The 25,579-nt window shown below is 33.2% G+C and carries 26 protein-coding genes; 18 read left to right on the forward strand and 8 right to left on the reverse strand.

The window, feature by feature from the left end; all coding sequences use genetic code 11:
* Positions 1-9 precede the first annotated feature (9 nt).
* Complete coding sequence (locus tag BC962_RS14450) at positions 10-2,640, reverse strand: valine--tRNA ligase (protein ID WP_121346736.1); 2,631 nt, start codon at positions 2,638-2,640, stop codon at positions 10-12.
* Between the two features lie 131 nt (positions 2,641-2,771).
* On the opposite strand from BC962_RS14450, the gene BC962_RS14455 reads away from it, so the two are divergent.
* A complete protein-coding gene (locus BC962_RS14455) occupies positions 2,772-3,161 on the forward strand; it encodes a DUF1573 domain-containing protein (protein ID WP_121346737.1) in 390 nt (129 codons plus the stop codon).
* Positions 3,162-3,195: 34 nt separating this feature from the next.
* Here BC962_RS14455 and BC962_RS14460 read toward each other — a convergent pair whose 3' ends face one another.
* Entirely contained in the window at positions 3,196-4,530 is a 1,335-nt protein-coding gene (locus BC962_RS14460; protein ID WP_121346738.1) for an aspartyl protease family protein, read from the reverse strand.
* A 104-nt stretch (positions 4,531-4,634) separates the two neighbouring features.
* Here BC962_RS14460 and BC962_RS14465 point away from each other — a divergent pair, with 104 nt between their 5' ends.
* Together BC962_RS14465 and murB are read left to right on the forward strand one after the other, a co-directional pair.
* Positions 4,635-5,825 carry a pyridoxal phosphate-dependent aminotransferase gene (locus BC962_RS14465; protein ID WP_121346739.1) on the forward strand — a complete coding sequence of 397 codons (1,191 nt, stop codon included), beginning with the start codon at positions 4,635-4,637 and terminating at the stop codon, positions 5,823-5,825.
* On the forward strand, positions 5,825-6,838 hold the full coding sequence (gene murB, locus BC962_RS14470) for a UDP-N-acetylmuramate dehydrogenase (protein WP_121346740.1): 1,014 nt from the start codon (positions 5,825-5,827) through the stop codon (positions 6,836-6,838). The genes BC962_RS14465 and murB overlap by 1 nt, the downstream gene beginning before the upstream one ends.
* Positions 6,839-6,892: 54 nt before the next feature.
* Here the strand turns inward: murB and BC962_RS14475 are convergent, their stop codons facing one another.
* Positions 6,893-7,528: a fasciclin domain-containing protein gene (locus tag BC962_RS14475; RefSeq protein ID WP_121346741.1), complete on the reverse strand. Its 636-nt coding sequence runs from the start codon at positions 7,526-7,528 to the stop codon at positions 6,893-6,895.
* 171 nt (positions 7,529-7,699) lie between these two features.
* Here BC962_RS14475 and BC962_RS14480 point away from each other — a divergent pair, with 171 nt between their 5' ends.
* From BC962_RS14480 to BC962_RS14505, 6 genes are all read left to right on the forward strand, one after another.
* The gene (locus BC962_RS14480) at positions 7,700-7,900 is read left to right on the forward strand and encodes a membrane or secreted protein (protein WP_121346814.1); all 201 of its coding nucleotides are present in this window, start codon (positions 7,700-7,702) and stop codon (positions 7,898-7,900) included.
* A 12-nt stretch (positions 7,901-7,912) separates the two neighbouring features.
* Complete coding sequence (locus BC962_RS14485) at positions 7,913-9,013, forward strand: glycosyltransferase (RefSeq protein ID WP_121346742.1); 1,101 nt, start codon at positions 7,913-7,915, stop codon at positions 9,011-9,013.
* Complete coding sequence (locus tag BC962_RS14490) at positions 9,004-9,573, forward strand: RNA polymerase sigma factor (RefSeq protein ID WP_121346743.1); 570 nt, start codon at positions 9,004-9,006, stop codon at positions 9,571-9,573. The genes BC962_RS14485 and BC962_RS14490 overlap by 10 nt, the downstream gene beginning before the upstream one ends.
* 76 nt (positions 9,574-9,649) lie before the next feature.
* Complete coding sequence (lipA, locus tag BC962_RS14495) at positions 9,650-10,522, forward strand: lipoyl synthase (RefSeq protein ID WP_121346744.1); 873 nt, start codon at positions 9,650-9,652, stop codon at positions 10,520-10,522.
* 18 nt (positions 10,523-10,540) lie between these two features.
* Positions 10,541-11,548 (forward strand): type I glyceraldehyde-3-phosphate dehydrogenase, encoded by a 1,008-nt coding sequence (gene gap, locus BC962_RS14500; RefSeq protein ID WP_121346745.1) that lies wholly within the window; start codon positions 10,541-10,543, stop codon positions 11,546-11,548.
* A 37-nt stretch (positions 11,549-11,585) separates the two neighbouring features.
* A complete protein-coding gene (locus tag BC962_RS14505) occupies positions 11,586-13,823 on the forward strand; it encodes a hybrid sensor histidine kinase/response regulator (protein ID WP_121346746.1) in 2,238 nt (745 codons plus the stop codon).
* A 99-nt stretch (positions 13,824-13,922) separates the two neighbouring features.
* Here the strand turns inward: BC962_RS14505 and lpxK are convergent, their stop codons facing one another.
* Positions 13,923-14,933 carry a tetraacyldisaccharide 4'-kinase gene (gene lpxK, locus BC962_RS14510; protein WP_121346747.1) on the reverse strand — a complete coding sequence of 337 codons (1,011 nt, stop codon included), beginning with the start codon at positions 14,931-14,933 and terminating at the stop codon, positions 13,923-13,925.
* Positions 14,934-14,978: 45 nt separating this feature from the next.
* On the opposite strand from lpxK, the gene BC962_RS14515 reads away from it, so the two are divergent.
* The 4 genes from BC962_RS14515 to msrA all read left to right on the forward strand — a co-directional run bounded on the left by BC962_RS14515 (position 14,979) and on the right by msrA (position 18,297).
* Complete coding sequence (locus BC962_RS14515) at positions 14,979-16,073, forward strand: Nif3-like dinuclear metal center hexameric protein (protein WP_121346748.1); 1,095 nt, start codon at positions 14,979-14,981, stop codon at positions 16,071-16,073.
* Between the two features lie 2 nt (positions 16,074-16,075).
* Complete coding sequence (locus BC962_RS14520) at positions 16,076-16,855, forward strand: zinc ribbon domain-containing protein (RefSeq protein WP_121346749.1); 780 nt, start codon at positions 16,076-16,078, stop codon at positions 16,853-16,855.
* Between the two features lie 154 nt (positions 16,856-17,009).
* Complete coding sequence (locus BC962_RS14525; RefSeq protein ID WP_147405660.1) at positions 17,010-17,636, forward strand: hypothetical protein; 627 nt, start codon at positions 17,010-17,012, stop codon at positions 17,634-17,636.
* Position 17,637: 1 nt separating this feature from the next.
* Complete coding sequence (msrA, locus tag BC962_RS14530; RefSeq protein ID WP_121346815.1) at positions 17,638-18,297, forward strand: peptide-methionine (S)-S-oxide reductase MsrA; 660 nt, start codon at positions 17,638-17,640, stop codon at positions 18,295-18,297.
* A gap of 88 nt (positions 18,298-18,385) precedes the next feature.
* On the opposite strand, the gene BC962_RS14535 is transcribed toward msrA, so the two are convergent.
* Positions 18,386-19,732 (reverse strand): FAD-dependent oxidoreductase, encoded by a 1,347-nt coding sequence (locus BC962_RS14535; RefSeq protein WP_121346751.1) that lies wholly within the window; start codon positions 19,730-19,732, stop codon positions 18,386-18,388.
* Positions 19,733-20,010: 278 nt separating this feature from the next.
* On the opposite strand from BC962_RS14535, the gene BC962_RS14540 reads away from it, so the two are divergent.
* The 4 genes from BC962_RS14540 to BC962_RS14555 all read left to right on the forward strand — a co-directional run bounded on the left by BC962_RS14540 (position 20,011) and on the right by BC962_RS14555 (position 22,670).
* Positions 20,011-21,123 (forward strand): alkene reductase, encoded by a 1,113-nt coding sequence (locus BC962_RS14540; protein ID WP_121346752.1) that lies wholly within the window; start codon positions 20,011-20,013, stop codon positions 21,121-21,123.
* Positions 21,124-21,159: 36 nt separating this feature from the next.
* The gene (locus BC962_RS14545) at positions 21,160-21,405 is read left to right on the forward strand and encodes a hypothetical protein (RefSeq protein WP_121346753.1); all 246 of its coding nucleotides are present in this window, start codon (positions 21,160-21,162) and stop codon (positions 21,403-21,405) included.
* A gap of 317 nt (positions 21,406-21,722) precedes the next feature.
* Entirely contained in the window at positions 21,723-21,878 is a 156-nt protein-coding gene (locus BC962_RS14550; protein ID WP_034922533.1) for a lmo0937 family membrane protein, read from the forward strand.
* A gap of 105 nt (positions 21,879-21,983) precedes the next feature.
* Positions 21,984-22,670 (forward strand): hypothetical protein, encoded by a 687-nt coding sequence (locus tag BC962_RS14555; RefSeq protein ID WP_121346754.1) that lies wholly within the window; start codon positions 21,984-21,986, stop codon positions 22,668-22,670.
* 10 nt (positions 22,671-22,680) lie between these two features.
* Here BC962_RS14555 and kynU read toward each other — a convergent pair whose 3' ends face one another.
* Positions 22,681-23,958, reverse strand: a complete 1,278-nt coding sequence (kynU, locus tag BC962_RS14560) for a kynureninase (RefSeq protein WP_121346755.1) — start codon at positions 23,956-23,958, stop codon at positions 22,681-22,683.
* A 127-nt stretch (positions 23,959-24,085) separates the two neighbouring features.
* Between kynU and BC962_RS14565 the strand changes: the two genes are divergently transcribed.
* Positions 24,086-24,730 (forward strand): O-methyltransferase, encoded by a 645-nt coding sequence (locus tag BC962_RS14565; RefSeq protein WP_121346756.1) that lies wholly within the window; start codon positions 24,086-24,088, stop codon positions 24,728-24,730.
* On the opposite strand, the gene BC962_RS14570 is transcribed toward BC962_RS14565, so the two are convergent.
* Both BC962_RS14570 and BC962_RS14575 read right to left on the reverse strand, forming a co-directional pair.
* The gene (locus BC962_RS14570; RefSeq protein WP_121346757.1) at positions 24,727-25,284 is read right to left on the reverse strand and encodes a phosphatase PAP2 family protein; all 558 of its coding nucleotides are present in this window, start codon (positions 25,282-25,284) and stop codon (positions 24,727-24,729) included. The genes BC962_RS14565 and BC962_RS14570 overlap by 4 nt on opposite strands.
* A complete protein-coding gene (locus BC962_RS14575) occupies positions 25,284-25,565 on the reverse strand; it encodes a Sec-independent protein translocase subunit TatA/TatB (RefSeq protein ID WP_121346758.1) in 282 nt (93 codons plus the stop codon). Before BC962_RS14575 ends, BC962_RS14570 begins: the two co-directional genes overlap by 1 nt.
* Positions 25,566-25,579: the final 14 nt, after the last annotated feature.

Consider the following 25,579-nt stretch of genomic DNA (forward strand, 5'->3'; position numbering starts at 1 on the left):
AACTCACCTCTATTCCAATCCAGCTAAACTAGCTTTCAACATCTGAATTTTCGCCTCTGCATCTGCTTGTTTTGCTTTTTCAATTGCAACAACAGCCTCTGGAGCATTCCCTACAAAACGTTCATTAGATAACTTCTTTTGAACAGATTTTAAAAACCCTTCAGTATATTTTAATTCTTCTTGAATCTTCCCTTTTTCAGCTTCTACATCTATAGCCCCTTCAATTGGGATAAAATATTCATTGGATTTTACTCTATAAGAAAGAGAGCCCTCTACTTGATGATCTACATATTCTAGGGTAGATACATTCCCGAGTTTTTTAATCACCTCATTAAATGATGAAGAGGTATTTTCATTATTTAGAATTTGAAGAGAAATTTGATCTTTAAAAGAAATGTTTTTCGATTTTCTAATATTTCTTATTCCAGAAATCACTTCTGAAGCAAAAGAAAATTCAGAAATAATTTTAGCGTCAACAGCCTTTACTTCCGGCCATTTAGAAATTATTAAAGCCTCCTCTTTAGACCTTGTATCTAATTGCTGCCAGATCTCTTCAGAAATAAAAGGAACAAAAGGATGCAAAATCTTTAGGTTATCTTCTAAGATCGCAATCACCTCATTATAAGTTTTTTCATCTATAGCTTCACCAAAATTTGGCTTCACCATCTCTAAGAACCAAGAACAGTAATCATCCCAAATTAGTTTATAAGTAGACATTAAGGCATCACTCATTCTATATTTAGAGAAATGATCTTCGATTTCTAATAAGCTTTGTTGGAACTTAGCTTTATACCATTCTATGGCAATTGCTGAAGATCTAGGTTGCTCTATAGTTTTATCTACTTCCCAACTTTTTAATAATTTAAACGAATTCCAGATCTTATTAATAAAACCGCTTCCTTGCTTACAAAGGTCTATTTCAAACATTAGATCGTTCCCTGCTGGAGAGCTAAGCAACATTCCAACTCGAACCCCATCTGCACCATATTCGTTTATAAGCTTTATAGGATCTGGAGAGTTCCCAAGAGATTTAGACATTTTTCGTCTTTGCTTATCTCTAACAATTCCTGTTAAATAAACATTTGTAAAAGGTTTCTCTCCTCTATATTCATAACCTGCGATCATCATTCTAGCAACCCAAAAGAATAAAATTTCTGGGGCAGTAACTAAATCGTTTGTTGGATAGTAATAATTAATTTCGGGATTATCCGGCTCTAAAATTCCATTAAAAACACTCATAGGCCATAACCATGAAGAGAACCAAGTATCTAAAGCATCAGAATCTTGTTTAAGATCTTGGAGGTTAAGCTCAGGATTATTTGTTTGCACTTTTGCTTTCTCTAGAGCTTCCTCTATATTTTCGGCAATTACAAAATCATTCTTACCACTTCCGTAATAATATGCCGGGATCTGTTGCCCCCACCATAATTGTCTAGAAATATTCCAATCTCTCACGTTCTCCATCCAATGTCTGTATGTATTTACAAACTTATCTGGCACAAGGTTAACGTCTTTATTTAGAACCGCATCTAAAGCTGGCTGAGCCAGTTCCTTCATTTTCAAAAACCATTGATCGCTTAGCTTCGGTTCTATTACCGCGCCGGTACGTTCACTGGTTCCTACTTTATTAATATGAGTTTCAGTTTTTATTAAAACACCTAAACTCTCTAATTCCTTAACTATTTCTTTTCTGGCAACGAATCTATCTTTTCCTTTATAATGAAGTCCAAATTCATTTAAAGTAGCATCATCATTAAAAATATCTATTACCTCTAAATTATGACGCTCCCCTATTTCTTTATCGTTAATATCGTGGGCAGGAGTTACTTTTAAACAACCTGTACCAAATTCAACATCTACATAATCATCTTCAATTATTGGAATAATTCTATTTGCCAATGGCACTATTGCTTTCTTACCTTTTAGGTGACTAAAACGCTCATCATTTGGATTAATACAAATTGCAGTGTCTCCTAAAATAGTCTCTGGTCTAGTGGTAGCAATAGTTACAGTCTCCTCACTATTTTCTATTTTATAAGTAAGGTAGTATAGATTCCCTTGTTTTTCTTGATAAATAACTTCTTCGTCTGAAAGCGTTGTTTTGGCTTCCGGATCCCAATTCACCATTCTATACCCTCTATAGATTAGGCCTTTTTCATACAGATCTACGAATACTTTAATTACCGATGCCGACATATTGTCGTCCATAGTGAACTTCGTACGTTCCCAATCGCATGAGGCTCCTAATTTTTTTAATTGTTCGAGTATAATTCCACCATGTTTGTGGGTCCAATCCCAAGCATGTTCCAAAAATTCCTCACGAGAAAGGTCATTTTTGTTTATACCTTCTTCCTTCAATTTAGCCACCACTTTTGCTTCAGTAGCAATAGATGCGTGATCTGTTCCTGGCACCCAGCAAGCATTGAAACCTTTTAATCTGGCTCTTCTAATAAGAACATCTTGAATAGTATTATTCAGCATATGCCCCATGTGCAGCACTCCCGTAACATTAGGTGGAGGAATAACAATAGTATATGGAGTCCTTTCATCTACTTCTGAATGAAAATAACCTTGCTCCATCCAGTAGTTGTACCATTTATCTTCTACCTTTTGAGAATCGTATTTTTGGGATGCTGACATAATTGGTCTAGTTTTTGAAAATATCTGCAAAAGTACTTATAAGTTGAAGATTATAAAAGAAGTAGTTTTCCTTATATGTTTTTGAGTTTATTCAAAACAACTTACCTTTACTTAATTGAAAATTAAAAAACATGAAAAAAATCCTTATCATACTTACTTTAATAGTAGCTGGTTTTTCTACTGTGAATGCCCAAAATACTGCCAAATTTGAATTCAAGTCTGAACTTATAGACTATGGAGATATCGAAAAAGGGAGTGATGGCTTAAAAGTATTTCAATTTAAAAATGTGGGCACTGTGCCTTTAATTATTGAAAATGTTTATTCTAGTTGCGGATGCACTGTTCCTACATGGACCAAAGCTGCAATTGCACCAGGAAAATCTGGAGAGATCCAAGTGAAATATGATACCAATCGCGTAGGACCAATAAGAAGAACAATAACTATCTATTCTAATGCGGATGAATCTACCAAAGCGGTAAAAATAAAAGGTCGAGTTTTAGATCCCGATGAAAAATCTTAATTACCAAAACTCTCGAGAAATCGGGAGTTTTTTTTTATAATATTCTTTTTAATTTAAAACGAATATTTAGAATTTCTCCATTTCTATTGATTTTCAATCTCATGGTTCTCCCCTCTTCAGAACTAAACATTTTATTTATTTCGGAAAGTTCGTATCTATGAGCTGGTTTCCTGTTAATAGTTTCAACCAAGTCTCCAATTTTCAAACCTGCCAATGCCGCAGGAGAATTAGGTCTTAATTCAGCAATTACATATTGAGGTGCCAATTTAAATTTCACTTTAGAATAGCTTTTGTATACAACCACCCCTTTAAAATCATTTTCAGATTCACTAAATACTGCTGAATCATTATTTTCAAAATCCTTTACCACTGTAAATCCTTCATGTGCCAGCACAATCCCGCTCATATCATACTCGAAAGTATCACTGAAGTTCTTGTTAGGCTTTAACCTCAATCGTTTGTTATTATAATCGAAAGTTGAATAGAATCGTTTTAAAACCTGAGAACCCAAGCTACCGTTACGTGACTCGTAGGTTGTTACCCCTTCAAAATATAAAGTATCTGGAAAGCTTGCAGTGATCTCCTTTAGTTGGAATTTTCCTAGTTTCAGATTATTAAGTCTAGCACGTTTTCCATATACACTACCACCCATCCCGAATCCCAAAAAATCTTCGAAATTTTCAGCCGGGATCTTAATACCAAGATCGGGAGCTTCAAATATCCAAAGCGCATCCCCAGAACCACTATCTATCAACAGATCCATCGGAAGTAGGTCATCATTATCTATATTAACCAAAACTTTTATATAGGGTTTATTTTTATGAAATATCAAATCAAAATCATCGCAGCGTTTACATCTATCATAAACATAAGAGTCTGATTTGTAAGCGGTCAATCTTTCTTTTATATAATCAAATTCTACAACGAAGTCCTTAAAAAAATCATACCCAATTATTCCATGAATAGGTAATCCTAATCTATTGGAAAGGCTTATTTGATGATCGTAAACTATATAAACGGTAAAATTAGAGTGAGATGCATTTCCAATACGAACGTTATTTCCAGTAGATTTAATTGCTGTAATCGCTTCACCTTCCCCCCATCCTCTCAAAGTAATGTCAGACACATTTTTCACATCTAATGAATCCTTATCTTCCAAACTAAATATTATAGAAGAATCTACTCCGGTATCTAATAAGAAAGTAAGTTCTACTCCATTTATTTCAACCGGAATCACAACCAGATCGTTTACAGATTGAAATGTAAGATCAAATTTATTTTTATCGCCATCTATACTAAAAACTCCTTGAGCTATAGATATACTGGAAAAGCATAGAAAAACAATTAATATGTAAATAGGGTAAGCCATATTTTTAATTAATTTACGAAAAATATGAGGATAAATGACAATCCTAAAAAATTGAATTCTGCATTATATTTCGCATTTTTGCAATGAAAAAATAAAAAATTGTTATGCCTAAAATTTCAGTTAAAGGTAATTCTATGCCAGAATCACCAATTAGAAAATTAGTTCCCTTCGCAGAAGCAGCCATTAAAAAAGGTCGAAAGATATACCAACTAAACATTGGACAACCAGACATTAAAACTCCAAAAGTTGCTTTAGATGCGGTTAGAAATCACACTATTGAAGTGCTTTCATATAGCCATTCTGCTGGATTTGAAGGTTACAGAAATAAATTAGCGAACTACTACAAGAATCATGATATCCCTGTAAACGGGGAAGAAATAATAATTACCACAGGTGGGTCTGAAGCATTGCTTTTTGCTATGGGAAGTATTGCTGATACGGGTGATGAGATCATTATTCCAGAACCATTTTATGCTAATTATAATGGTTTTGCTACGGCATCAGGAATAAATATTGTTCCTGTTGAATCTAAAATTGAAACAAATTTTGCTTTACCTCCTATTGCAGATTTTGAGAAGTTAATCACTTCCAAAACTAAAGCAATTTTAATTTGTAATCCAGGGAATCCTACAGGATACTTATATACTAAAGAGGAAATAGATCAATTAGCTGAAATCGCAATTAAACATGATATCTTTCTAGTAGCCGATGAGGTTTACAGAGAATTCGCTTATGATGGTGTAAAGCATCACTCTGTAATGAGTATAGATAAATTGAAAGATCATGCCATAATGATAGATTCAGTTTCCAAGAGATATAGTATGTGTGGCGCTAGAATTGGTTGTTTAGTTTCCAAGAATAAAGAAGTTATTAGTACTGCAATGAAGTTTGCACAGGCTAGATTAAGCCCTCCAACATTTGAACAAATTGCTAGTGAGGCAGCTTTAGAAACTCCCCAAAGTTATTTTGATGATGTTATTGAAGAATATACTTCTAGAAGAAATTTACTTATTGCTGGACTAGAATCTATTGAAGGCGTAAAGGTTGCTACGCCAAAAGGAGCTTTTTACTGTATTGCAGAATTGCCAATAAAAAATGCAGATGTATTCGCAAAATGGTTATTAGAAGAATATCAATTAGATAACGAAACTATCATGGTTGCACCAGCAGCTGGGTTTTATTCTACTCCAAATACTGGTCTTAATCAAGTAAGGATTGCATATGTTCTTAAAAAGGAAGATCTAGAAAGAGCTATAATAATTTTAAAGAACGCCTTGCAGGAATATAATAAATAATGAAAATTTCTCAGAATGCTTCTTTAAAAGCCTACAACACCTTTGGTATAGATATCAAGGCGAAAACCTTGATATCTGTTAAAAGTTTAGATGAGCTTATTACTGTTCTTAAAAATAACTATGCTAAAGATCTATTTATTTTAGGTGGAGGTAGCAATATGTTACTTACTAAAAATATAGAGGAAACAGTAGTTCACATCGATATTAAGGGAATTGAGGTTGTAGAGGAAACTGAAGAATTTGTATTTGTAAAATCCAATGCAGGTGAAAACTGGCATGAATTTGTCTTACATACGCTCGATAATAATTGGGGCGGCTTAGAAAACCTGTCACTTATTCCAGGAAATGTAGGCACTTCCCCAATACAGAATATTGGTGCTTATGGCGTAGAACTTAAGGATCATTTTGTGTCCTGCAATGCCATTAATATTCAAACCTTAGAGATTGTAAATTTTACTGCTGAAGATTGCGAATTTGATTACAGAAATTCTGTTTTTAAAAATAAGCTGAAGGGCAAATATATAATCATTAGTGTGATTTTTAGGTTAACCAAAGTCAATCACAAATTGCTTACTAACTATGGCTCTATTAATGAAGCAATAATTGAAATGGGAATTGCCAAACCTGAGATTAGAGATATTTCTAATGCGGTTATACAAATTAGACAACAAAAGTTACCAAACCCTAAAGAATTGGGAAACAGCGGGAGCTTTTTCAAAAATCCAGTAATCAAGACTACAGAATTTGACATCTTGAAAAAACAATTTCCAGATATACCAAATTATCAAGTTGGAGAAGATAGCATTAAAATACCAGCAGGATGGTTAATAGACCAAGCAGGACTAAAAGGTTATCGTGAGGGAGATGCTGGTGTACATAAAAATCAGGCTTTAGTATTAGTAAATTATGGAAGAGCTACTGGAGAAGAAATACTGGAGTTATCCCGTAAAGTTCAAAAAGAGATATTGTCGAAATTCAAGATCCATTTAGAACCAGAAGTTAATATTATTTAAAATAAAAAAGTCCCGCAATTGCGGGACTTTTATTTAACTAGAAGTTATTTCTAATTATGATTTCTTCATTACAACGGCATCGATAACGTGAACAACTCCATTAGAAGCATCTACATCTGCTTGAACGATCGTAGCGGTTTTACCATTTCCATCTTTTAACATGATCTTATCACCTTTCATCATAGCAGTTAATTCGGATCCTTCTACAGTTTTAAATGTGTAGGTTCCATTATTATCTTTTATAGCTTTAGCTAAGTCTGCAGAAGTAATTTCACCTGAAACAACATGATATTTCAAAACAGTTTGTAAATCAGCCTGATTTTCTTTCATCATTAATTTATCAAGATTCGCTTTTGGAACTTTCGCAAATGCAGCATTAGAAGGTGCAAATACAGTAAACGGACCTTCATCTTCTTTCATCATAGTTGCAAGTTCTGCAGATTGAAGTGCACTAACAAGAGTACTTAGATCCTCTGTAGCCATTGCTTTGGCAGCAATACTATTAGATTGCATTTCCATCTTTTCTTGCTCCATCTTCATGTTAGCTTCTCTTTCAGCCTCTTTCTCAGCTTCCATTTTTTCCATTTCCATCTTGTCCTTCTCTTCCTGCTCTTTTTTCTTATTATCCTCACAAGAGGTAAAAGCAAATACAGATAAAACGGCAATTATTAATAAATGTTTAATTTTCATAATTTAGTTTTTTTTGTGTTAATTAATTGATGCAAGTTAGCTCAGATTCCATAATTATTGTACATATAGCAATTAAAGTTTAGTTAAATATTGTAAAGGTTATACTAATGTTTTAAATGGTTTTTTTAGGACCTTTTTTTATCCGTATTTTTGCATTATAAATTAATGATTATGGAATTACTTTTAATTACTATAGTATTATTAGGCCTTGCTTTTGCTGGGATTGCAATAAAAATTTGGGCAAAAAAGGATGGGGAGTTTGCGGGAACATGCGCGAGTCAGAGTCCATTTTTGAATAAAGAAGGAGAAGCTTGTAGTTTTTGTGGAAAATCTCCCGACGAAATTAAAGATTGTTCAGATTCCAAAAAATAGGAATTTTAAAATATGGCAATATTTTTACTCGGATTTTTCATTCTGATAACCCTAATTAATATCCTATTTTTTATAGGATATTTTAGTTTTGCCTCGGCAAAAGAATCTACATCTACGTCTACCCCTCCAGTCTCAGTAATAATTTGCGCAAAAAATGAAGCTGAAAATTTAAAAGACTTCATACCATTTATACTAGAACAAACATATCCTAACTTCGAAGTTATCCTCGTTAACGATGCTTCAATAGATAACACACTGGAAGTTATGGAACAATTTGAGGCTTTAGATCATCGTTTGCGCTTAGTAAATGTGCAAAACAATGAAGCTTTTTGGGGAAAAAAGAAATATGCCTTGACTCTAGGCATCAAGAAAGCTAAAAACTCTACTTTACTTTTCACAGATGCAGATTGTAGACCAGAAAGCAAACTCTGGATCTCTGAAATGGCTTCAAATTTTGAACCTAATAAAACCATTGTGCTTGGTTATGGGGGATATCTGAAAAATAAAGGTTCGTTTCTGAATAAACTCATTCGATATGAAACCTTATTAACTGCAATTCAATATTTTTCATTTGCAAAATGGGGTATTCCATATATGGGAGTTGGAAGAAATCTGGCATATACTTCTCAAGAGTTTTACAACCAAAACGGGTTTGCAACACATTTACATATAAAGTCTGGCGATGATGATCTATTTGTAAATCAAGCCGGGACACAACATAATACTGCTATTACATTTAACAAATCTTCTATAACCAGAAGCATTCCGAAAACAAATTTCTCTAATTGGATACTTCAGAAAAGAAGACATATTTCTACAGCGAAGTTTTACAAGAAGAAACATAAATTTCTACTGGCATCTTTTTACCTTTCTCAAGTCGGTTTTTGGATTTTGCTTACATCACTTTTGATTTTAAAAATATATTGGCCAATGGTATTGGGGATATTCTTATTAAGACTAATCATCCAATATACCGTTTATTATAAGTCTGCTAAAAAATTAGATGAGATGGACCTTTTATGGTTAATTCCATTTTTGGAAGTATTTTTAATCTTCACACAATTAAGTATCTTTAGCATGAATGTTTTTTCAAAACCAACCAATTGGAAGTAAATAGTGAATCTCTTTTAAAGGAAATTGAAAAAGCGAAAAAAGGAGACCAAGCTGCCTATAAATTTTTATTAGACACCTTTTGGCTGGAAGTTTTTAGCTTTCAATTAAAAAGAACTAGAAACGAAGCAGATGCCGAGGATATTACTATTCAAACATTCTCTAAGGCGTTTGATAAATTAAATAGTTTTAATGACAATTTTGTTTTTAAAACTTGGCTTATTACCATTTCCAAGAATATACATATAGACCTTTTAAGAAAAAAGAAAGCCTCTATTAGGGCAAATACTTCAGATTCTGGCATGGAATACGTTCATGATATCATGGACGAAACTCCTTCTATGGAGGATATTTTAATAAATGAACAACATCTGGCTCAATTATTAAGTGATATTAAAATGCTAAAACCTCCTTATCAAGAAGTTATTAATCTTAGGTATTTTCAGGAAAAATCTTATAAAGAGATCGCATCTCACCTTGATGAACCAATGAGTAATATAAAAGTAAAACTTTTAAGAGCTAAAAAATTACTCGCTCAAATAATAGAATCTCGTAAAGCTTAATTCTCCCTTTAAGACTATCCTAATCTAGTTACCCAATTCATCATATTATTGTATCTTTGGGCCTTAGATTTTTGATATGATAACAGAAACTTTAGCTACCCCAAAACGCACTCCGAAGCCAAAATGGTTACGCGTTAAACTTCCAACTGGAAAAAAATATACAGAACTTAGAGGACTTGTAGACAAGTACGACCTGCATACTATATGTACTTCTGGAAGTTGCCCTAATATGGGAGAATGTTGGAGTGAAGGAACAGCTACGTTCATGATCTTAGGGAATGTATGCACAAGATCCTGTGGTTTTTGTGGAGTAAAAACTGGAAGACCAGATACTATAGACTGGGACGAACCAGAGAAAGTGGCTCGATCTATTAAGCTAATGAAAATTAAGCATGCTGTAATTACAAGCGTAGATAGAGACGATATAAAAGATATGGGTTCTATTGTTTGGGCAGAAACTGTTAAGGCAATACGAAGAATGAATCCAGATACAACTTTGGAAACCCTTATTCCAGATTTTCAAGGAAATGAAAGAAATATAGATAGAATTATTGCAGTAAAACCTGAAGTGGTTTCACATAATATGGAAACTGTAAAAAGACTCTCAAGAGAAGTTAGAATTCAGGCAAAATACGAGCGCAGTTTACAGGTTCTAAAATATTTGAAAGATCAAGGTATTGCTAGAACTAAATCTGGAATTATGTTAGGTTTAGGAGAGCAAGAAGATGAAGTTATTCAAACCTTAAAAGATCTTAGAAGTGTTAATTTAGATATTGTAACTATAGGACAATACTTGCAACCTAGCAAAAAACACTTACCTGTTAAGCAATTTATCACACCAGATCAATTTAAAAAATACGAGACCATAGGATTGGAATTAGGGTTCCGCCATGTTGAAAGTGGCGCTTTAGTAAGATCTTCTTATAAAGCCCAAAAACATTTAACCTAATAGGATTCCATTTAAAAAATGTCACAAAAAATAAAAATTGGAATAAATGGTTTTGGCCGTATTGGCAGAAATTTGTTTAGAATTTTATTGAATCATCCGCAAATAGAAGTTGTCGCTATCAACGACATTGCTGAGGCACAAACCTTGGTTCATCTTCTTAAGTATGATAGTATTCATGGGCGTTTTCCTGAAGTTATATCTCATAAAGATTCCAATCTCCTAATTGACGATAAGTTAATTCCAATTTTACATAAGCAGCATCCAAAGGATATTAACTGGAGCGACTATAATGTAAATATTGTAATTGAGGCTTCGGGTAAATTTAAAAATCAGGAGGATTTACAATTCCATTTACAAAAAGGTGTAGAAAAAGTGATTCTTTCGGTCCCGCCAGATGATGATACTATTAAAATGGTAGTATTGGGAGTAAATGAGCATATTTTGGATGGAACCGAGAAAATTATTTCCAATGCATCCTGTACAACAAATAACGCTGCACCAATGTTCGACGTGATTCGGAAGAATTTTGGTATAGAACAAGCATATATTTCAACCATCCATTCCTATACTTCAGATCAGAATTTACATGATAAACCACATCGTGATCTAAGAAGAGCTAGAGCTGCTACCCAGTCTATTATACCTACAACAACAGGAGCCGCTAAAGCACTAACAAAGATCTTTCCTGAATATAAAGAAGTAATAGGTGGATGTGGGATAAGAGTACCAGTCCCAAATGGGTCTCTAACAGATATGACCATCAATATTTCAACAAATACAACAATAGAGGAAATAAATTCGGTTTTTAAAAATGCTTCGGAAACCTATTTAAAAGGTATACTTAGTTATACGGAAGAGCCTATTGTTTCAATTGATATCATTGGAGATACTCATTCATGTATTTTCGATGCAGGAATGACCTCTGTTATTGGAGGAGGATTAATTAAATTAATTGGTTGGTATGATAATGAAATTGGATACTCAAGTCGCTTGAAAGATTTAATTTTATTCGTCGATAAGAATTAACTATATTTAACAATATTAAGCACCAGCCTTTGCCCCAATGAGGAACATATTATTTTCTGCTTTTGTTTTATTTAATATTTACACAGCCCAGGCTTTTCAAGAAAAAGGGGTTGCTGAACCGTCTGATATAGATAAACAGCTAAGACAATTACTTAGCAATGCTGAAATCTCTATAAATGTATTAAATTTTGAGAAAGCTCACGAACAACTTGATGTTGCATTAAATCTTGCAAAACAAATTGGAAATCAAAAATATATTGCCCTTTCCAGCAGTATACTCTCACAATTATATTATATACGCCACGATTATCCCAAAGCGATCACCGAAATGGAGCGTGCCATTGCTATACAAAGAGAATTAGACGATCAACCAGGGCTAGCATATAGTTATCTCACTTATGCCAAACTTTTTCATTCAGCTGAATCTCCAGAGCGGGCAATTAAATATTTAAATCTGGCTCAGGATTACTATGAAAAACAAAATGATACTGAACTTTTAGGGATTGTGAGCCTAAATAGAGCAATGATTACTATGGGAATAAGTAATTCCGAAGAAAATATTAATCGCGCACTAACATATTTAAATAAGTCTCAAGAATATTTGAAAGACACTGATAATAAATATGAATTATCTAGACTATATTATTATTTGGCCAGAGCTTATCTATCATTAAATCGTACAAACGAGGCAGAAACCGAGGCTCTAAACGCTATTAAAATCTCTTATCAATACTCTCTTGGAGGTATGATTATGTATTCTAACAGGCTCCTAAGCCAAATTAAGGAAGCTCAAAAAGAATATAGTAAATCCCTTGATTATTTAAAAATAAGCAATCGGGTTAGAGATTCCATATTTAATATGAGTAAGGAAGCTTTAGCCGTAGAAGCAAACACTAGATATGGCGTGGATGCCATGCGAAATAACCTCCAAGATCTTACAGAAAGAAATGCTGCTCAAGAACGTTCCCTAAAAGTTAACAAGCTTACCACCATCTTAAGCGTTGCTCTTATCACGATATTATCCTTGCTAACTCTTTCATTATATAAGAACAATAATCTTCGAGCAAGAGCAAATGACTTATTACAAAAGAAGAATGATGAGTTAACCCTAGCTAAAGAAAATGCCGAAAAGGCATCACTTGCAAAAGCGCAATTCTTATCTACTATAACTCATGAATTAAGGACACCGCTTTATGCTGTAACAGGTTTAACCCATTTATTATTAGAAGAAAGTCCAACAGATAATCAAAAGGAGCATTTAAATTCTTTAAAATTTTCAGGAGAATATTTATTATCACTAATAAATAACATTCTGGACCTTAACAAACTTGAAGCGAAAAAAGTAGAAGTATTAGATACTTCATTCGACCTTGAAAAAAGAATTTCTGATGTGTTAGTTGCACTTAAAAATTCTGCCGATGATAAGAAAACTAAACTTCACTATTATTTTGATCCTGATATTCCTAAAAAACTAAAAGGAGATCCATTAAAAATCTCTCAAATCCTTATAAATCTAGTTGGAAACTCTATAAAATTCACAGAAGAAGGTGACATTTGGATTAATGTGAAAAGAGTGAATCAGGTTGGTCAATCTGTATTCCTGCATTTTGAAATAAAGGATACAGGAGAAGGAATAACCAAGGAAAAACAATCCTCCATTTTCGAGAATTTCACACAAGGTTCAATTCAAATAAACAGAAAATTTGGAGGAACTGGATTAGGCTTGTCTATTGTAAAAAACTTACTAAACTTAATGAACAGTGAGATCTATTTAGATAGTGAATTTGGAAAAGGGTCTACCTTTAGCTTCGACTTAAAATTTGAAGCATTCGAGCAAGCGGAAGGTGTAGCTGTGTCTAAATTATCCAAAATTGCTCCTCTGACTAATGATATAATGCACAATAAGAAGATCTTGATCGTAGAGGATAATAAGATCAACCAAATGATCACTCGAAAGATCTTAGAAAAGCATAAAGTAATATGCGATGTGGCAGATAATGGAACCATCGCAGTAGAGAAAGCATCCAACAATTATTTTGACCTTATTCTTATGGACATCCATATGCCAGGAATTAGTGGAATTGAAGCCACAATTTTAATTCGTGAATTCGATGAAAAAATTCCGATCGTTGCCTTAACCGCGGTGACCTTGGATGAAAATTTAGATGAATTTTATTTAAACGGATTTACCGATATCATCCCGAAACCATACAAAACAGAAGAGTTCTTTAATAAGATCAACTTCCACTTGTCCAAAAGAAGCGTTACAGTATAACTTTTGGCATGCCCTTTGAAGTTATCGCTTTAGTAGAAGTATATAAAAGATATATAGTTTGAATTAGCCAAATAGAAAAAATGAGATGCATCGTGCATCTCATTTTTCATTTAAAACAAAATTTGAAATTCGTTTATTGAATTCTTCAGTATCCCTAACAAACTTCATTTTAATTGGTAGATAGAATAATTTTTCTAATTCTACCTCGCCCTTTAATCTCATAAAATCCTTTTCTGTAGTAATAACCAGCTTGGATTGTGCTATCTTCTTTATTTCTACTGAAGTAAAATTATGATGATCGGGAAAATTTAAATGCTGAAACGAAATACCAGAGTCCTTTAAATATTCCAATAAAGAAACCGGGTTTGCAATTCCCGTTACTAAGCTTATTTCCTTACCAACAAGTTCCTGAAGACTAATTTTTTTAAGGCCATTAAAAACATGGTCATTATAACTTATATAACTAAAAAATAATTGCTGATAATTTCTAAGATTTAAAGTACTTCTAATATTTTCTTGCTCTATTACATTAAGGTTCTTTGGGCATTTGGTAACCACAATTATTTTCGCTCTTCCAGCTCCAGAAATAGGCTCTCTTAAATTACCGGCAGGCAACATAAAATCATTTTTATAAAGATCATTATAGCGTGTTAGCAAAATATTTAATCCTGCTTTAACTTTCCTATGTTGAAATGCATCATCTAACAATATAAGATCTGGATGATGTTCATTTTCCAATTTAGCTATGCCTATTCTCCTATTCTCATCTACTGCAACTATTGCGCTCTTAAACTTATTTTTAAATTGTAGAGGTTCATCTCCAACATTTGCGGCCTTTTCTTCAATTGTAACCAATCTATAACCTTGAGTTTTTCTACCATAGCCTCTACTTAATGTTGCCACCTTATTATTTGGAAGTAAAAATTCTAGTAGAAATTCTATCATTGGTGTTTTCCCTGTACCTCCAACACTAAGATTACCCACGCAAATCACTGGAAAAGAATAAGCTGTAGATTTAATAATCCGCATATCATATAGCAAATTTCTAATCGTTATAATTAGACCATAAAGCAAGGCGAAGGGAAAAAGGAATTTTCTTAGGATACTCATCTTAGCGAAAGTATAATATTTATATTTGAATTAAAATAGTAGAACATGATTATTGCAGATGTTATAAAACACTTAGAAGATTTTGCTCCAATTGCCACTGCAGAGGATTTCGATAATGTTGGATTATTGGTTGGGAATGCTACAACAGCTTTAAAAGGTGTATTAGTAACTCATGATACTTTAGAAGAAGTTGTAGAAGAAGCAATATCCAAAAACTGCAATTTAATAGTTAGCTTTCATCCCATTATTTTTTCTGGTCTTAAAAAGCTGAATGGCAAAAACTATGTAGAACGAGCCGTAATTAAAGCTATTAAAAATGACATTGCTATTTACGCTATTCATACCGCTCTAGATAATCACAATCTAGGAGTAAATAAAATTATGTGCGATAAGCTTGGACTTGAAGACACGAAAATATTGATTCCAAAAAAGGGAGTTCTTAAAAGACTTACTACTTATATACCTAAGGAACAAGCAGATGAATTAAGAAAAAAATTGTTCGAAGCAGGCGCGGGAGCTATTGGAAATTACGATGAATGTAGCTTTAGTATTCCAGGCACCGGAAGCTATAAACCTAATTTAAATTCTAATCCTACCATCGGGAAAAAGGGTGAAATTCATTATGAAGAAGAAATTCAGATTGGGGTAATATTTCCAAAACATTTGGAAAGCAAGATCTTAAAAGCACTTTTCAAAAACCACCCTTATGAAGAGGTGGCTTATGAGGTGATCACTTTAGACAACTCACATCAACAAATGGGATCGGGAATGATTGGGGAGCTTCCTGAAGCGATGAATGAGGTTGAATTTCTATCTCTCGTAAAGAAAACATTTAAAGCAGATGGAATTAGACACTCCCAATTATTAGATAAAAAAGTAAAGAAAGTAGCCGTGTTAGGTGGAAGCGGAAGTTTTGCTATTGATGCTGCAAAAAGTGCGGGCGCAGACTTCTATATAACTGCAGATCTTAAGTATCACGATTACTATAAACCTGAACAAAAACTGGTAGTTGCAGACATTGGTCACTATGAAAGTGAACGATACACAAAAAACCTATTACATGTGTATCTTAGTAAAAAAATTAGTAATTTTGCAATTATTTTAGCGAATACAAAAACGAATCCTATCAAGTATTATTAAATATGGCAAAGAAAACCGAGGTTACTGTAGAAGAGAAGTTAAGAGCATTGTACGATCTTCAGTTAATTGACTCTAGAATAGATGAAATTAGAAATGTACGAGGTGAACTTCCTTTAGAGGTAGAAGATTTAGAAGATGAAGTAGCCGGATTAAATACACGTATACAAAAGCATGATACAGATCTAGAAGTTATTGATAACGATATCAAAACCAAAAAGATCCTTATTGAAGACGCTAAGGCATCTATCAAAAAATATGCTGAACAACAGAAAAACGTTCGTAATAACCGTGAATTCAATGCACTTAGTAAGGAAGTAGAATTTCAAGAACTTGAAATAGAACTTGCAGAAAAGCACATTAAGGAATATAGAGCTTCTATCGAGCAGAAAAAAGAAGTTATTGGACAAACCAAAGAGAAATTGGAAGATCGCCAAAAACACTTAGTGCACAAAAAAGGAGAATTAGATGAAATTTTAGCTGAAACTCAGAAAGAGGAAGATATGCTAACTAAAAAATCTAATGATTTCGAAACTCAAATTGAAGAAAGACTAATCACAGCTTACAAGAGAATTAGAAATAATGTAAAAAATGGTCTGGCTGTAGTCCCTGTAGAAAGAGGAGCTTCTGGTGGATCTTATTTTACTATTCCTCCTCAAGTTATTGTTGAGATAGCAAGTAGAAGAAAGATCATCACAGATGAGCATAGTGGAAGAATCTTGGTGGATGAAGAATTAGCTAAGGAAGAACAAGAAAAAATGGAAAAAATGTTCTCTAAGTTCTAAGACAGCATTTTCTAAATACTTTAAGGGTTTAAAATAATTGCAAACAAGCGATTATTTTAAACCCTTTTTTTATGACATAAATTGATTAACACCAATTTCACACAAACTCCTGTTTAATTAAATAACTTTATTAATATTATAAATGCCAAAACCTATGAAAGCACGCATTATTATATTATTAGTAATTACTGCATTATTTGCTTCCTGTAAAGATTCTAATAACGAATCTGTTTCCGAAGAAAAAATAAATTCTGAAACTAGTACAGAGAGAAATGAGAATGTAATTGATTATTCAAATTCTGAAGGAATCCCAAATGATTCAGATATTTTAAATTCTAAAAACAACACTCCTGCTTCCAACAAAACCACAAAGGATGAAAAATCCTCTACGGGTAATCTAAATTCTGATTTGACAGGTAATTATATAAAAATTGGGGAAGAGATTGATAATTCATGCACCTGTTATTGTGTTAATATAACATATACCGCAAATTCAGAAATGTGCCTCACCCCTTCCAAAGTTTATATTAATACTAGAATGGTTAAATCCACTAACGGGACCATAAATATTTTTTTAGTAAATCCTTCTTCTAAAAATACAGATGGTAAAAATATTCCATGGTCAAAATTTGATAAGAACACCCCAATAGCAAAAATTATCTCTAAGGAAAATGGAGAAATAGAATTAGACTGGTTAGGATTCACTATAAATGGAGACTTAGCCTTAGATTATGCCATTCTTGGCAAAAAAACCCTTGAAGGAAATTATAAAAAGAAATAATATGAAAACTATTTTAAGCCTCACCTTTTCACTACTATTTTTCTCCTGCGGAAATAGCAGCACAAATACTTCCGCAAAATCTGCAGATTTGAACAAAGACCCCATTGAAGTTCCTATGCAGGATAATATGGCCAAAGCTTATTTTGCAAGTGGTTGTTTTTGGTGTGTGGAAGCGATTTATGAAAGTGTAAATGGAGTTTCTGAAGTTTATTCTGGTTATGCAGGAGGCCATACAGAACACCCAACTTACGAAGCTAGTAACACTGGGAAAACAGGACATGCTGAGGCCGTAGAAGTGATCTATGATCCAGCAGTAGTGAGTTTTGAAACATTAGTACAGGTATATTATGGTTCTCAAAATCCAACACAGGCAAATGGGCAGGGTCCAGATAATGGATCTCAATATCGCTCTATTATTTTTTATCAAAATTCAGAGCAAAAAGCTATTATAGAAAAAGTGTCTACCGAAGTTGCTAAAGGTTACGAAAAGCCGTTGGCAGCTGAGATAGTACCATTTCAAAAATTTTGGATGGGAGAAGATTATCATCAGAATTACGAGAGATCGCATCCTGAAAATCCTTACATACAAAATGTATCTATTCCTAGATTAGAAAAATTCAAAAAGAAATTCCCAGAATTACTAAAAAAGAACGCACACTAAGAGCGAAGATACTTTAATAAAAAAGAGCCCATGAGGGCTCTTCTGTATTTTATAACTTTCCTAGTTGAAATTTAAAATAAACTTGTTTTTAATGAGCCTGAATAAGTTTCAATATTAAGTCTTCAATTTCTTGAGTCTCCCATTTAGCTTCTATTCCTTCAACATTCATAACCTTATCCATAACATCCCTTTGCTTGTCTCCTATAGCAAGTGCATCGGCATAAGGTTTGTCTGAAAAGGTGACTCTGGAATATAATGGAATCCACTTTTCAGGATATTTTTGAGCAAAGTGCTTTTCAATTTTTTTCCTAAGTATAAATTGAGAATTCGCAGTCTTGCTGCTCATCTCTACAAAATTCCTATAGCTTAATTCTGCTATGGCATCTGCATTCGGCTTTCTGATTTCCTGATATTCTTTGAAGATCCTCTCCCAATCGTCTTCAAACTTCTCTATAAGATCATCTAAGACAGAGATATCTTCAAAACCAGCATTCATACCTTGTCCATAAAATGGCACGATAGCGTGAGCAGAATCACCTACTAAGGCCACTTTATCCCAATATGTCCAAGGATAACATTTCATAGTGACCATTGCACTTGTTGGATTTTTAAAGAAATCCCGAGTTAAATTAGAAATATCAGACTTGATATCCGGGAAATATTTACTGAAGAATTTTTCTGAATCTGCTTCAGTAATAATTTTTTCAAAAGAAACCTCTCCTTCAAAAGGCATAAAGAGGGTGCACGTAAAACTGCCATCTAAATTTGGCATCGCAATAAGCATAAACTCTCCCCTAGGCCAAATATGAAAGGAAGCATTATCTAATTTATGAGATCCATCTTCATTAGCCGGAATAGTTAATTCCTTATAACCAACATCTATAAAATCTTGAGAATAGTTAAATCTACTATTTCGCTGCATTTTATGGCGAACTCTGGAAAAAGCACCATCGGCTCCAAACACCATATCAAATTGATATTCTTGCCATTCTGCTTTCTCAGATTCACCTGTATAAATTTTAGCCTCAGCAAGGTTAACATCCCAAACTTTTTCTTCAAATCTAAATTTAGCACCTGTTTCTTCAGCCAGATCGATCATTTTTCTATTTAGCACCCCTCGAGAAATAGAATAAATAGCTTCTCCTTCTTTCCCGTATTTCTGAAAATATAAAGGCTTATCATTTACATGTAATGCACGTTTATCTAAAGGCAAGGCTAGTTCACGAATCTCGTCTTCTATACCAACTTTTCGTAAAGCATTCCAGCCTCTATTGGACATTGCAAGATTTATAGATCTTCCAGAAAATTCTACTTTTCTTACATCCGGTCTACGATCAAAAACCGTAACCTCGTGACCTCTTTTTCTTAGATAAATAGCAAGTAAAGAACCAACTAATCCTGAGCCAATAATGGCGATATCTTTAGTTTTCTGCATTAATTTTTATAGGTAGATAACTTCTTTATTCTAGAAAGTAATCTAATTTGAAATTAGAAAATTGATGATTCAAAAATACAGATTAATTCCCAATTGATTTTTTAAATACTTGTCTCATTTATTATGAGGCTCTCGCTAGAAATTCTGTTTTTAAGTTCCCAAAGTTCATCAATTCATTCAGAAGTCATTAAAATAACGTTAAATAGTACGCCATTTACAATTTGTTTAACACCTGTTAAAACCTTCAACCTGTAACTTTAATTTTCTAAAATAGAAGCATGAAAGAGAATCAAGCATTATTAGAATCTTATAAATTAGAAGACCTTAGCCTTAGAAACAGAGTTGTAATGGCACCAATGACCAGAAATAGAGCAGATAATAGTGATAATGCTCCAACAAGTCTACATGCCGAATATTACAAACAAAGAAGTGGTGCGGGTTTAATAATTACTGAAGGATCCCAGATTTCAGAAAGAGCTGTTGGTTATATTAATACGCCTGGAATTTACACAAATGCACAAGTTGAAGGATGGAAGAAAGTGACCACTGCCGTGCATGAAGAAGGCGGAAAGATCTTTATTCAGTTATGGCATTGTGGAAGAATGTCTCATCCAAAGTTTCATAATGGGGAAAAGCCTTTGGCTCCAAGTGCAGTGAACCCTAATGCACAATCCTTTACCCAAGATGGATTTGAAGACACCGTAGAGCCTAAAGCTATGTCCTTGGTAGAGATCAAAGAAACTATTCAAGAATTTAAAAAGGCAGCACAGAACGCAAAAGATGCTGGTTTTGATGGGGTTGAGATACATTCTTCTAATGGATATTTAATTCATCAGTTCTTTAATAAAAATTCTAATACCCGAACAGATGAATATGGCGGAAGCATTCAAAATAGGGCCAGGTTCTTTTTTGAAGTTATAGAGGCTATTAATGAAGTTTGGGATGAAACTAAAATTGGAGTAAGATTAAATCCTTCCTTAAACGATGCGTTTGGGATCAAGGCTACAGAAGAAACTATTCCCACTTTCGACTATATAATAGAAAAGCTTAATGCTTATAATCTTGCTTATCTTCATTTATCTGAACCATTTACTGATGTTAGTAAAATAGATTTCTTGGTTACAGAAATAGCTAGACATTATAGACCTATTTACAAAGGAACATTGATGATTAACTCAGGTTTTGATCAAGAAACAGGAAATCAAATCATTAAAGAGGGGAATGCAGATCTCGTTTCTTTTGGGAAATTATTTATTTCCAACCCAGATTTACCAAAGCGATTTGAAAAAAACGCAGATTTAGCCGAATGGGATGAAGATACTTTCTATACTCCAGGAGCCAAAGGCTATACAGATTATCCAAAATTAAAAGAAGAACCAGTAGGTGAATAAACATTTTACTAGCACTAATAATCTAAATCATTAAAAATGAAACAAGAAAAAATAGATCAACTAAAAAGCATCTTAAATAAATTAGAGGATATTAAACATAGCCAGGAAAGTGTAATTGATAAAATAAATCATGTGATCACAGATCTTTTCCAACATCCTGATAAAAAATTAGAAAAGGCAATGGAAGATGCTCATCAAAAATCGTCTGATAATGTGGATTCTGTAAGTGAAGTATTAGAAGAACTAGAAATGAGAATTAACAAAGCAGAGAACGAAAGCTAAAACAATTAGCCTTGCTCCTACTCAAAAAATTTAACATTATATAAGTTTGTCTAAATCCCACTAACAGTCTTGGTTTTAAATAATTACAGTGTTAAAAATTAACATATCGCCTCAAATAAAATTTTAGGAAATTAGTTAAACACTCGTTAAAATAGCTTAGATTAGTTAGTGATTTACATAAATTCGTATTGAAATCTAATCAGATTATAATTTTAGAGTATGAGTTTATCGGAGATAATCTAAATAAATTCATAACTAAAACAAATAATCACTAACCATTAATAAGCAACAATATGTTGCAATAAAAAACTAACAATATGAAAGATTTAATTTGGCTGATCGTAGTACTATTAATAATTGGATGGCTAATAGGATATTTTGCCTTTCCAGATTTAGGTAGTATCATTCACATCTTAATTGTAATTGCAGTAATACTTATTTTATACAAACTTCTAACTGGAAGAAGGTTGTAATCAACACATAACTTTTTAAAAAGCCCTTTGATATTCAAAGGGCTTTTTTTTTGTGCTATGTTTTGTTATAATTAGAATTACTACTTTTAATCAAAATTTTGAATTATGAAAAAAATACTCAGCCTATGTCTGCTTCTCACTTTTTTAATTGGGTGTAAGGACAATCAAAGTAAGTCAGAGGGATTAGAAGCTACTGTTTCTGAAATAAAATCCGAAGAACTACCTATTACAGCACAGATTGCAAATGCAAACGGTATGGAAAAATTTAATGAGTTGGATGAATTAAATTTCACCTTTAACGTAAAGGTAAATGACACTTTACGTAGCAATAGAGCTTGGAAATGGTTTCCTAAAACTAAAAAAGTGGAACTTACTGAGAAAGGAGAAACTATAAGCTATACTCAAGGTGATAGTTTAACCGAGAATGCTTTGGCTGCAGATCAAAAATTTATAAATGATTCTTATTGGCTGTTATTTCCCTATCAATTAATGTGGAGCGATTTTGAATCTACCTATAATGAGAAAGGAATTTCCCCAATTAGCAATGAGGAAATGAAAATGCTTACGGTTAGTTACAAAGGTAAAGGAGGATATTCTCCAGACGATTCTTACCACATATTTTTTGGAGAAGATAATATGATCAAGGAATGGACCTATGTTTCTTCAACAGGTAGAGAATTAACTACTACTTGGGAAGACTATGAGACCTTTAAAGGTATTCCAATTGCAAAAATGCATAAATCTGCAGATAGCAGTTTTCAACTATATTTTACAGATATTAAATTCAAATAAAACATAATTATTAATTCTTAAGAATCCCCTTCTTTAAGATCTGTCCAAAATTATACATGTCTTTGAAAGAACAGTAAAATGGTGCTGGAGCCAAACGGATAACGTTTGGTTCTCGCCAATCTGTTATCACGCCTTGTTCCATTAAATAGTTAAAAAGTTCTTTCCCCTCACCGTGAAGGAAAACAGATAATTGAGTACCTCTTTCTTCCTGTTTGGAAGGTGTTATAATTTCAAAACTGGCATCTACCTCCTTATCAATTTCCTGTAAGATAAATTCAAGATAAGCTACAATTCTATTTCTTTTTTCAATAAGTGCCGGCATTCCTACCTCATCAAACATTTCTAGAGATGCTAAATAAGGGGCCATTGCTAAAATTGGAGCATTGCTTATTTGCCAAGCATGTGCATTAGGTTCTGGTTGAAATTCTGGTTCCATTAAAAAACGACGTTCCTTATTATGTCCCCACCAGCCTTCTAATCTGGTAATATCTTTTTTACCGTGATATTTTTCATTAATAAAACTGCCAGATGCATTTCCGGGGCCAGAATTCATATATTTATAACTACACCAGGCGGCAAAGTCTACATCCCAGTCATGCAGTTTTAGTTCTATATTACCCGCAGCATGAGCAAGATCCCAACCTACTTTAGCTCCAACAGCATGACCAGCTTTCGTTATTAATTCCATATCCAAGACTTGTCCCGAATAATAATTAACCCCTCCAATTAAAACCAAAGCACACTCCTCTCCTACTTCCTCAATTTTCGCAAGTATATCTTCAGTTCTAAAAAAATGCTCCCCTTCGCGCTTCTCTATTTTAACGACCGCATCCTTTTCTGTATACCCATGAAATTTAACTTGAGATGCGATCATATATTGATCACTGGGAAAAGCTTTTTCTTCGCAGATAATCTTGAAACGTTTTCCTTCAGGTTTATAAAAAGTTGCCATTAATAAATGAAGATTAACAGTAAGAGTATTCATCACCGTGATTTCACTAGGTTTTCCACCTACAACTTTCCCTAGTTTAGCTGAAAACCGCTCATGGTAATCCCACCAAGGCTTTTCTGCATAAAAATGCCCTTCTACCGCGAGATTTGCCCAATCTTCCATCACTTCATCCACATATTTCTTGGCAGATCTAGGTTGAAGACCTAAAGAATTTCCTGTAAAATAGATCACTTGTTTTCCGTTTACCTTCGGGAAAATAAATTCATCTTTATAAGAAGCTAATTTATCTTCATTATCTAATTTCTTAGCAAATTCTAAGGTATTTTCAAATCTCATAGCACTAATTTGACGTAAAAATACTATTAATATTCAGCTACAAAAAGTTCATTTTGAATCAATTCTTAATTAATTGAGGCAATAGAAAAATAGTTATGTCTAAATTTGCAAAAAACAAGATACATCCATGCATTTTCTACCTGAAGCAATAGATACATATACTGTTGAGCATACCCAAGCCGAGCCTGATATTTTGGCCCAATTAACAAGAGAAACCTATCAGAAAATACTTCAGCCCAGAATGCTAAGCGGACATTACCAAGGAAGATTACTTAGCATACTCTCTAAAATTATTAATCCGTCTACTATTTTAGAATTAGGAACCTATACAGGATATTCAGCAATATGTTTAGCAGAGGGTTTAAAGACTAATGGCGAGTTACACACATTAGATGTAAATGAGGAATTACAATCTATCCAGAATAAATATTTTGAACTTTCAGGATTCAGAAACAAAATTCATCAACACCTTGGTGAGGCTTTAGAGCTCTTACCAAAATTAGATATGAAATTTGATCTTGTCTTTATGGATGCAGACAAGCCTAATTATCCTGCATATTTCAATCTGATAATAGATAAAATAAATCCGGGAGGCATTTTACTAACAGATAATGTATTGTGGAGTGGTAAGGTTGTAGAACACGTTAAGAAAGATGACGAGTCTACAAAAGCACTTTTAGAATATAATAACATGGTGGCAACAGATGATAGACTTGAAACCATACTATTACCTATAAGAGATGGATTAAGTTTAAGCCGAAAAAGAGCTTAGTAGAATCTTTTACCTGCTAAAAGATATAATTTATAGAACCCATAACCAAAAAGAAAACCTACTATAGCTCCTACAATAAGATCTAGCGGATAATGAACACCTACATATACTCGGCTTAATACAAAAGTGATGGGCCAGATATAAAATATGTAGATCCATTTATACTTTTCTCGCAAACTTAAAACAACAAAAGTTGTAACCACAAATGAGGAAGAAGCATGTCCTGAGAAAAAACTATAGTTAGTTGGGGATTGTAAAATCCTAATAATATCCAAAAGTTCAGGATCATTGTTAGGTCTTAGTCGTGCAGCAATTCCTTTTACAAAATTAGTGAATGCTAAAGTGGTAAGAAATGCTGATAATAGAAATGCAGAATTAAATAGCGCTTTCTTTTTATGGAAAGCTATAAAAAAGAGCACAAAAAAAAGAAGGTAAAGCGGGATCCAATGTTTAATATTCGTTACGAAGATCCAAAAGTTATCGTACTCCTCTATTCCAAGGCTGTTTAAATAAACAAACAGTTCCCTGTCCCATTTATCTAATTGGTCTAGCATTAAAACCTTCGTTTTATAGACCCTGTAATTTCATCGATATCCTCTTTCACCTTGCTAATTTCATTTCGCACATCATTGGAGATATCTTTATTAATCCCCTGCTTTTCTGCACTTTTAGTGATCTCACTTTTAATGTCGTTAGAAGCATTTTTTAAAGTACGCATACCTTTACCTAGACCTCTAGCGATGTCTGGTATTTTATCGGCACCAAAAACCATGATTAATATAAATATTATAAAACCAATTTCGGCACCACTAATAAATAATGGAAGTGTTATCATAGCAACAAAGATAA

The sequence above is a fragment of the Gillisia mitskevichiae genome (assembly GCF_003634585.1).
Lineage (GTDB): Bacteria > Bacteroidota > Bacteroidia > Flavobacteriales > Flavobacteriaceae > Gillisia > Gillisia mitskevichiae.

Coding starts and splice junctions, on each gene's coding strand:
- BC962_RS14535 (WP_121346751.1), bottom strand. CDS start 19,732: ATGCAGAAAACTAAAGATATCGCCATTATTGGCTCAGGATTAGTTGGT.
- BC962_RS14540 (WP_121346752.1), top strand. CDS start 20,011: ATGAAAGAGAATCAAGCATTATTAGAATCTTATAAATTAGAAGACCTT.
- BC962_RS14550 (WP_034922533.1), top strand. CDS start 21,723: ATGAAAGATTTAATTTGGCTGATCGTAGTACTATTAATAATTGGATGG.
- BC962_RS14475 (WP_121346741.1), bottom strand. CDS start 7,528: ATGAAAATTAAACATTTATTAATAATTGCCGTTTTATCTGTATTTGCT.
- BC962_RS14570 (WP_121346757.1), bottom strand. CDS start 25,284: ATGCTAGACCAATTAGATAAATGGGACAGGGAACTGTTTGTTTATTTA.
- murB (WP_121346740.1), top strand. CDS start 5,825: ATGAAAATTTCTCAGAATGCTTCTTTAAAAGCCTACAACACCTTTGGT.
- BC962_RS14545 (WP_121346753.1), top strand. CDS start 21,160: ATGAAACAAGAAAAAATAGATCAACTAAAAAGCATCTTAAATAAATTA.
- BC962_RS14460 (WP_121346738.1), bottom strand. CDS start 4,530: ATGGCTTACCCTATTTACATATTAATTGTTTTTCTATGCTTTTCCAGT.
- BC962_RS14525 (WP_147405660.1), top strand. CDS start 17,010: ATGAAAGCACGCATTATTATATTATTAGTAATTACTGCATTATTTGCT.
- BC962_RS14465 (WP_121346739.1), top strand. CDS start 4,635: ATGCCTAAAATTTCAGTTAAAGGTAATTCTATGCCAGAATCACCAATT.
- gap (WP_121346745.1), top strand. CDS start 10,541: ATGTCACAAAAAATAAAAATTGGAATAAATGGTTTTGGCCGTATTGGC.
- BC962_RS14450 (WP_121346736.1), bottom strand. CDS start 2,640: ATGTCAGCATCCCAAAAATACGATTCTCAAAAGGTAGAAGATAAATGG.
- BC962_RS14455 (WP_121346737.1), top strand. CDS start 2,772: ATGAAAAAAATCCTTATCATACTTACTTTAATAGTAGCTGGTTTTTCT.
- lipA (WP_121346744.1), top strand. CDS start 9,650: ATGATAACAGAAACTTTAGCTACCCCAAAACGCACTCCGAAGCCAAAA.
- msrA (WP_121346815.1), top strand. CDS start 17,638: ATGAAAACTATTTTAAGCCTCACCTTTTCACTACTATTTTTCTCCTGC.
- BC962_RS14480 (WP_121346814.1), top strand. CDS start 7,700: ATGGAATTACTTTTAATTACTATAGTATTATTAGGCCTTGCTTTTGCT.
- BC962_RS14555 (WP_121346754.1), top strand. CDS start 21,984: ATGAAAAAAATACTCAGCCTATGTCTGCTTCTCACTTTTTTAATTGGG.
- BC962_RS14485 (WP_121346742.1), top strand. CDS start 7,913: ATGGCAATATTTTTACTCGGATTTTTCATTCTGATAACCCTAATTAAT.
- BC962_RS14520 (WP_121346749.1), top strand. CDS start 16,076: ATGGCAAAGAAAACCGAGGTTACTGTAGAAGAGAAGTTAAGAGCATTG.
- BC962_RS14565 (WP_121346756.1), top strand. CDS start 24,086: ATGCATTTTCTACCTGAAGCAATAGATACATATACTGTTGAGCATACC.
- BC962_RS14505 (WP_121346746.1), top strand. CDS start 11,586: ATGAGGAACATATTATTTTCTGCTTTTGTTTTATTTAATATTTACACA.
- lpxK (WP_121346747.1), bottom strand. CDS start 14,933: ATGAGTATCCTAAGAAAATTCCTTTTTCCCTTCGCCTTGCTTTATGGT.
- BC962_RS14515 (WP_121346748.1), top strand. CDS start 14,979: ATGATTATTGCAGATGTTATAAAACACTTAGAAGATTTTGCTCCAATT.
- BC962_RS14575 (WP_121346758.1), bottom strand. CDS start 25,565: ATGATAACACTTCCATTATTTATTAGTGGTGCCGAAATTGGTTTTATA.
- kynU (WP_121346755.1), bottom strand. CDS start 23,958: ATGAGATTTGAAAATACCTTAGAATTTGCTAAGAAATTAGATAATGAA.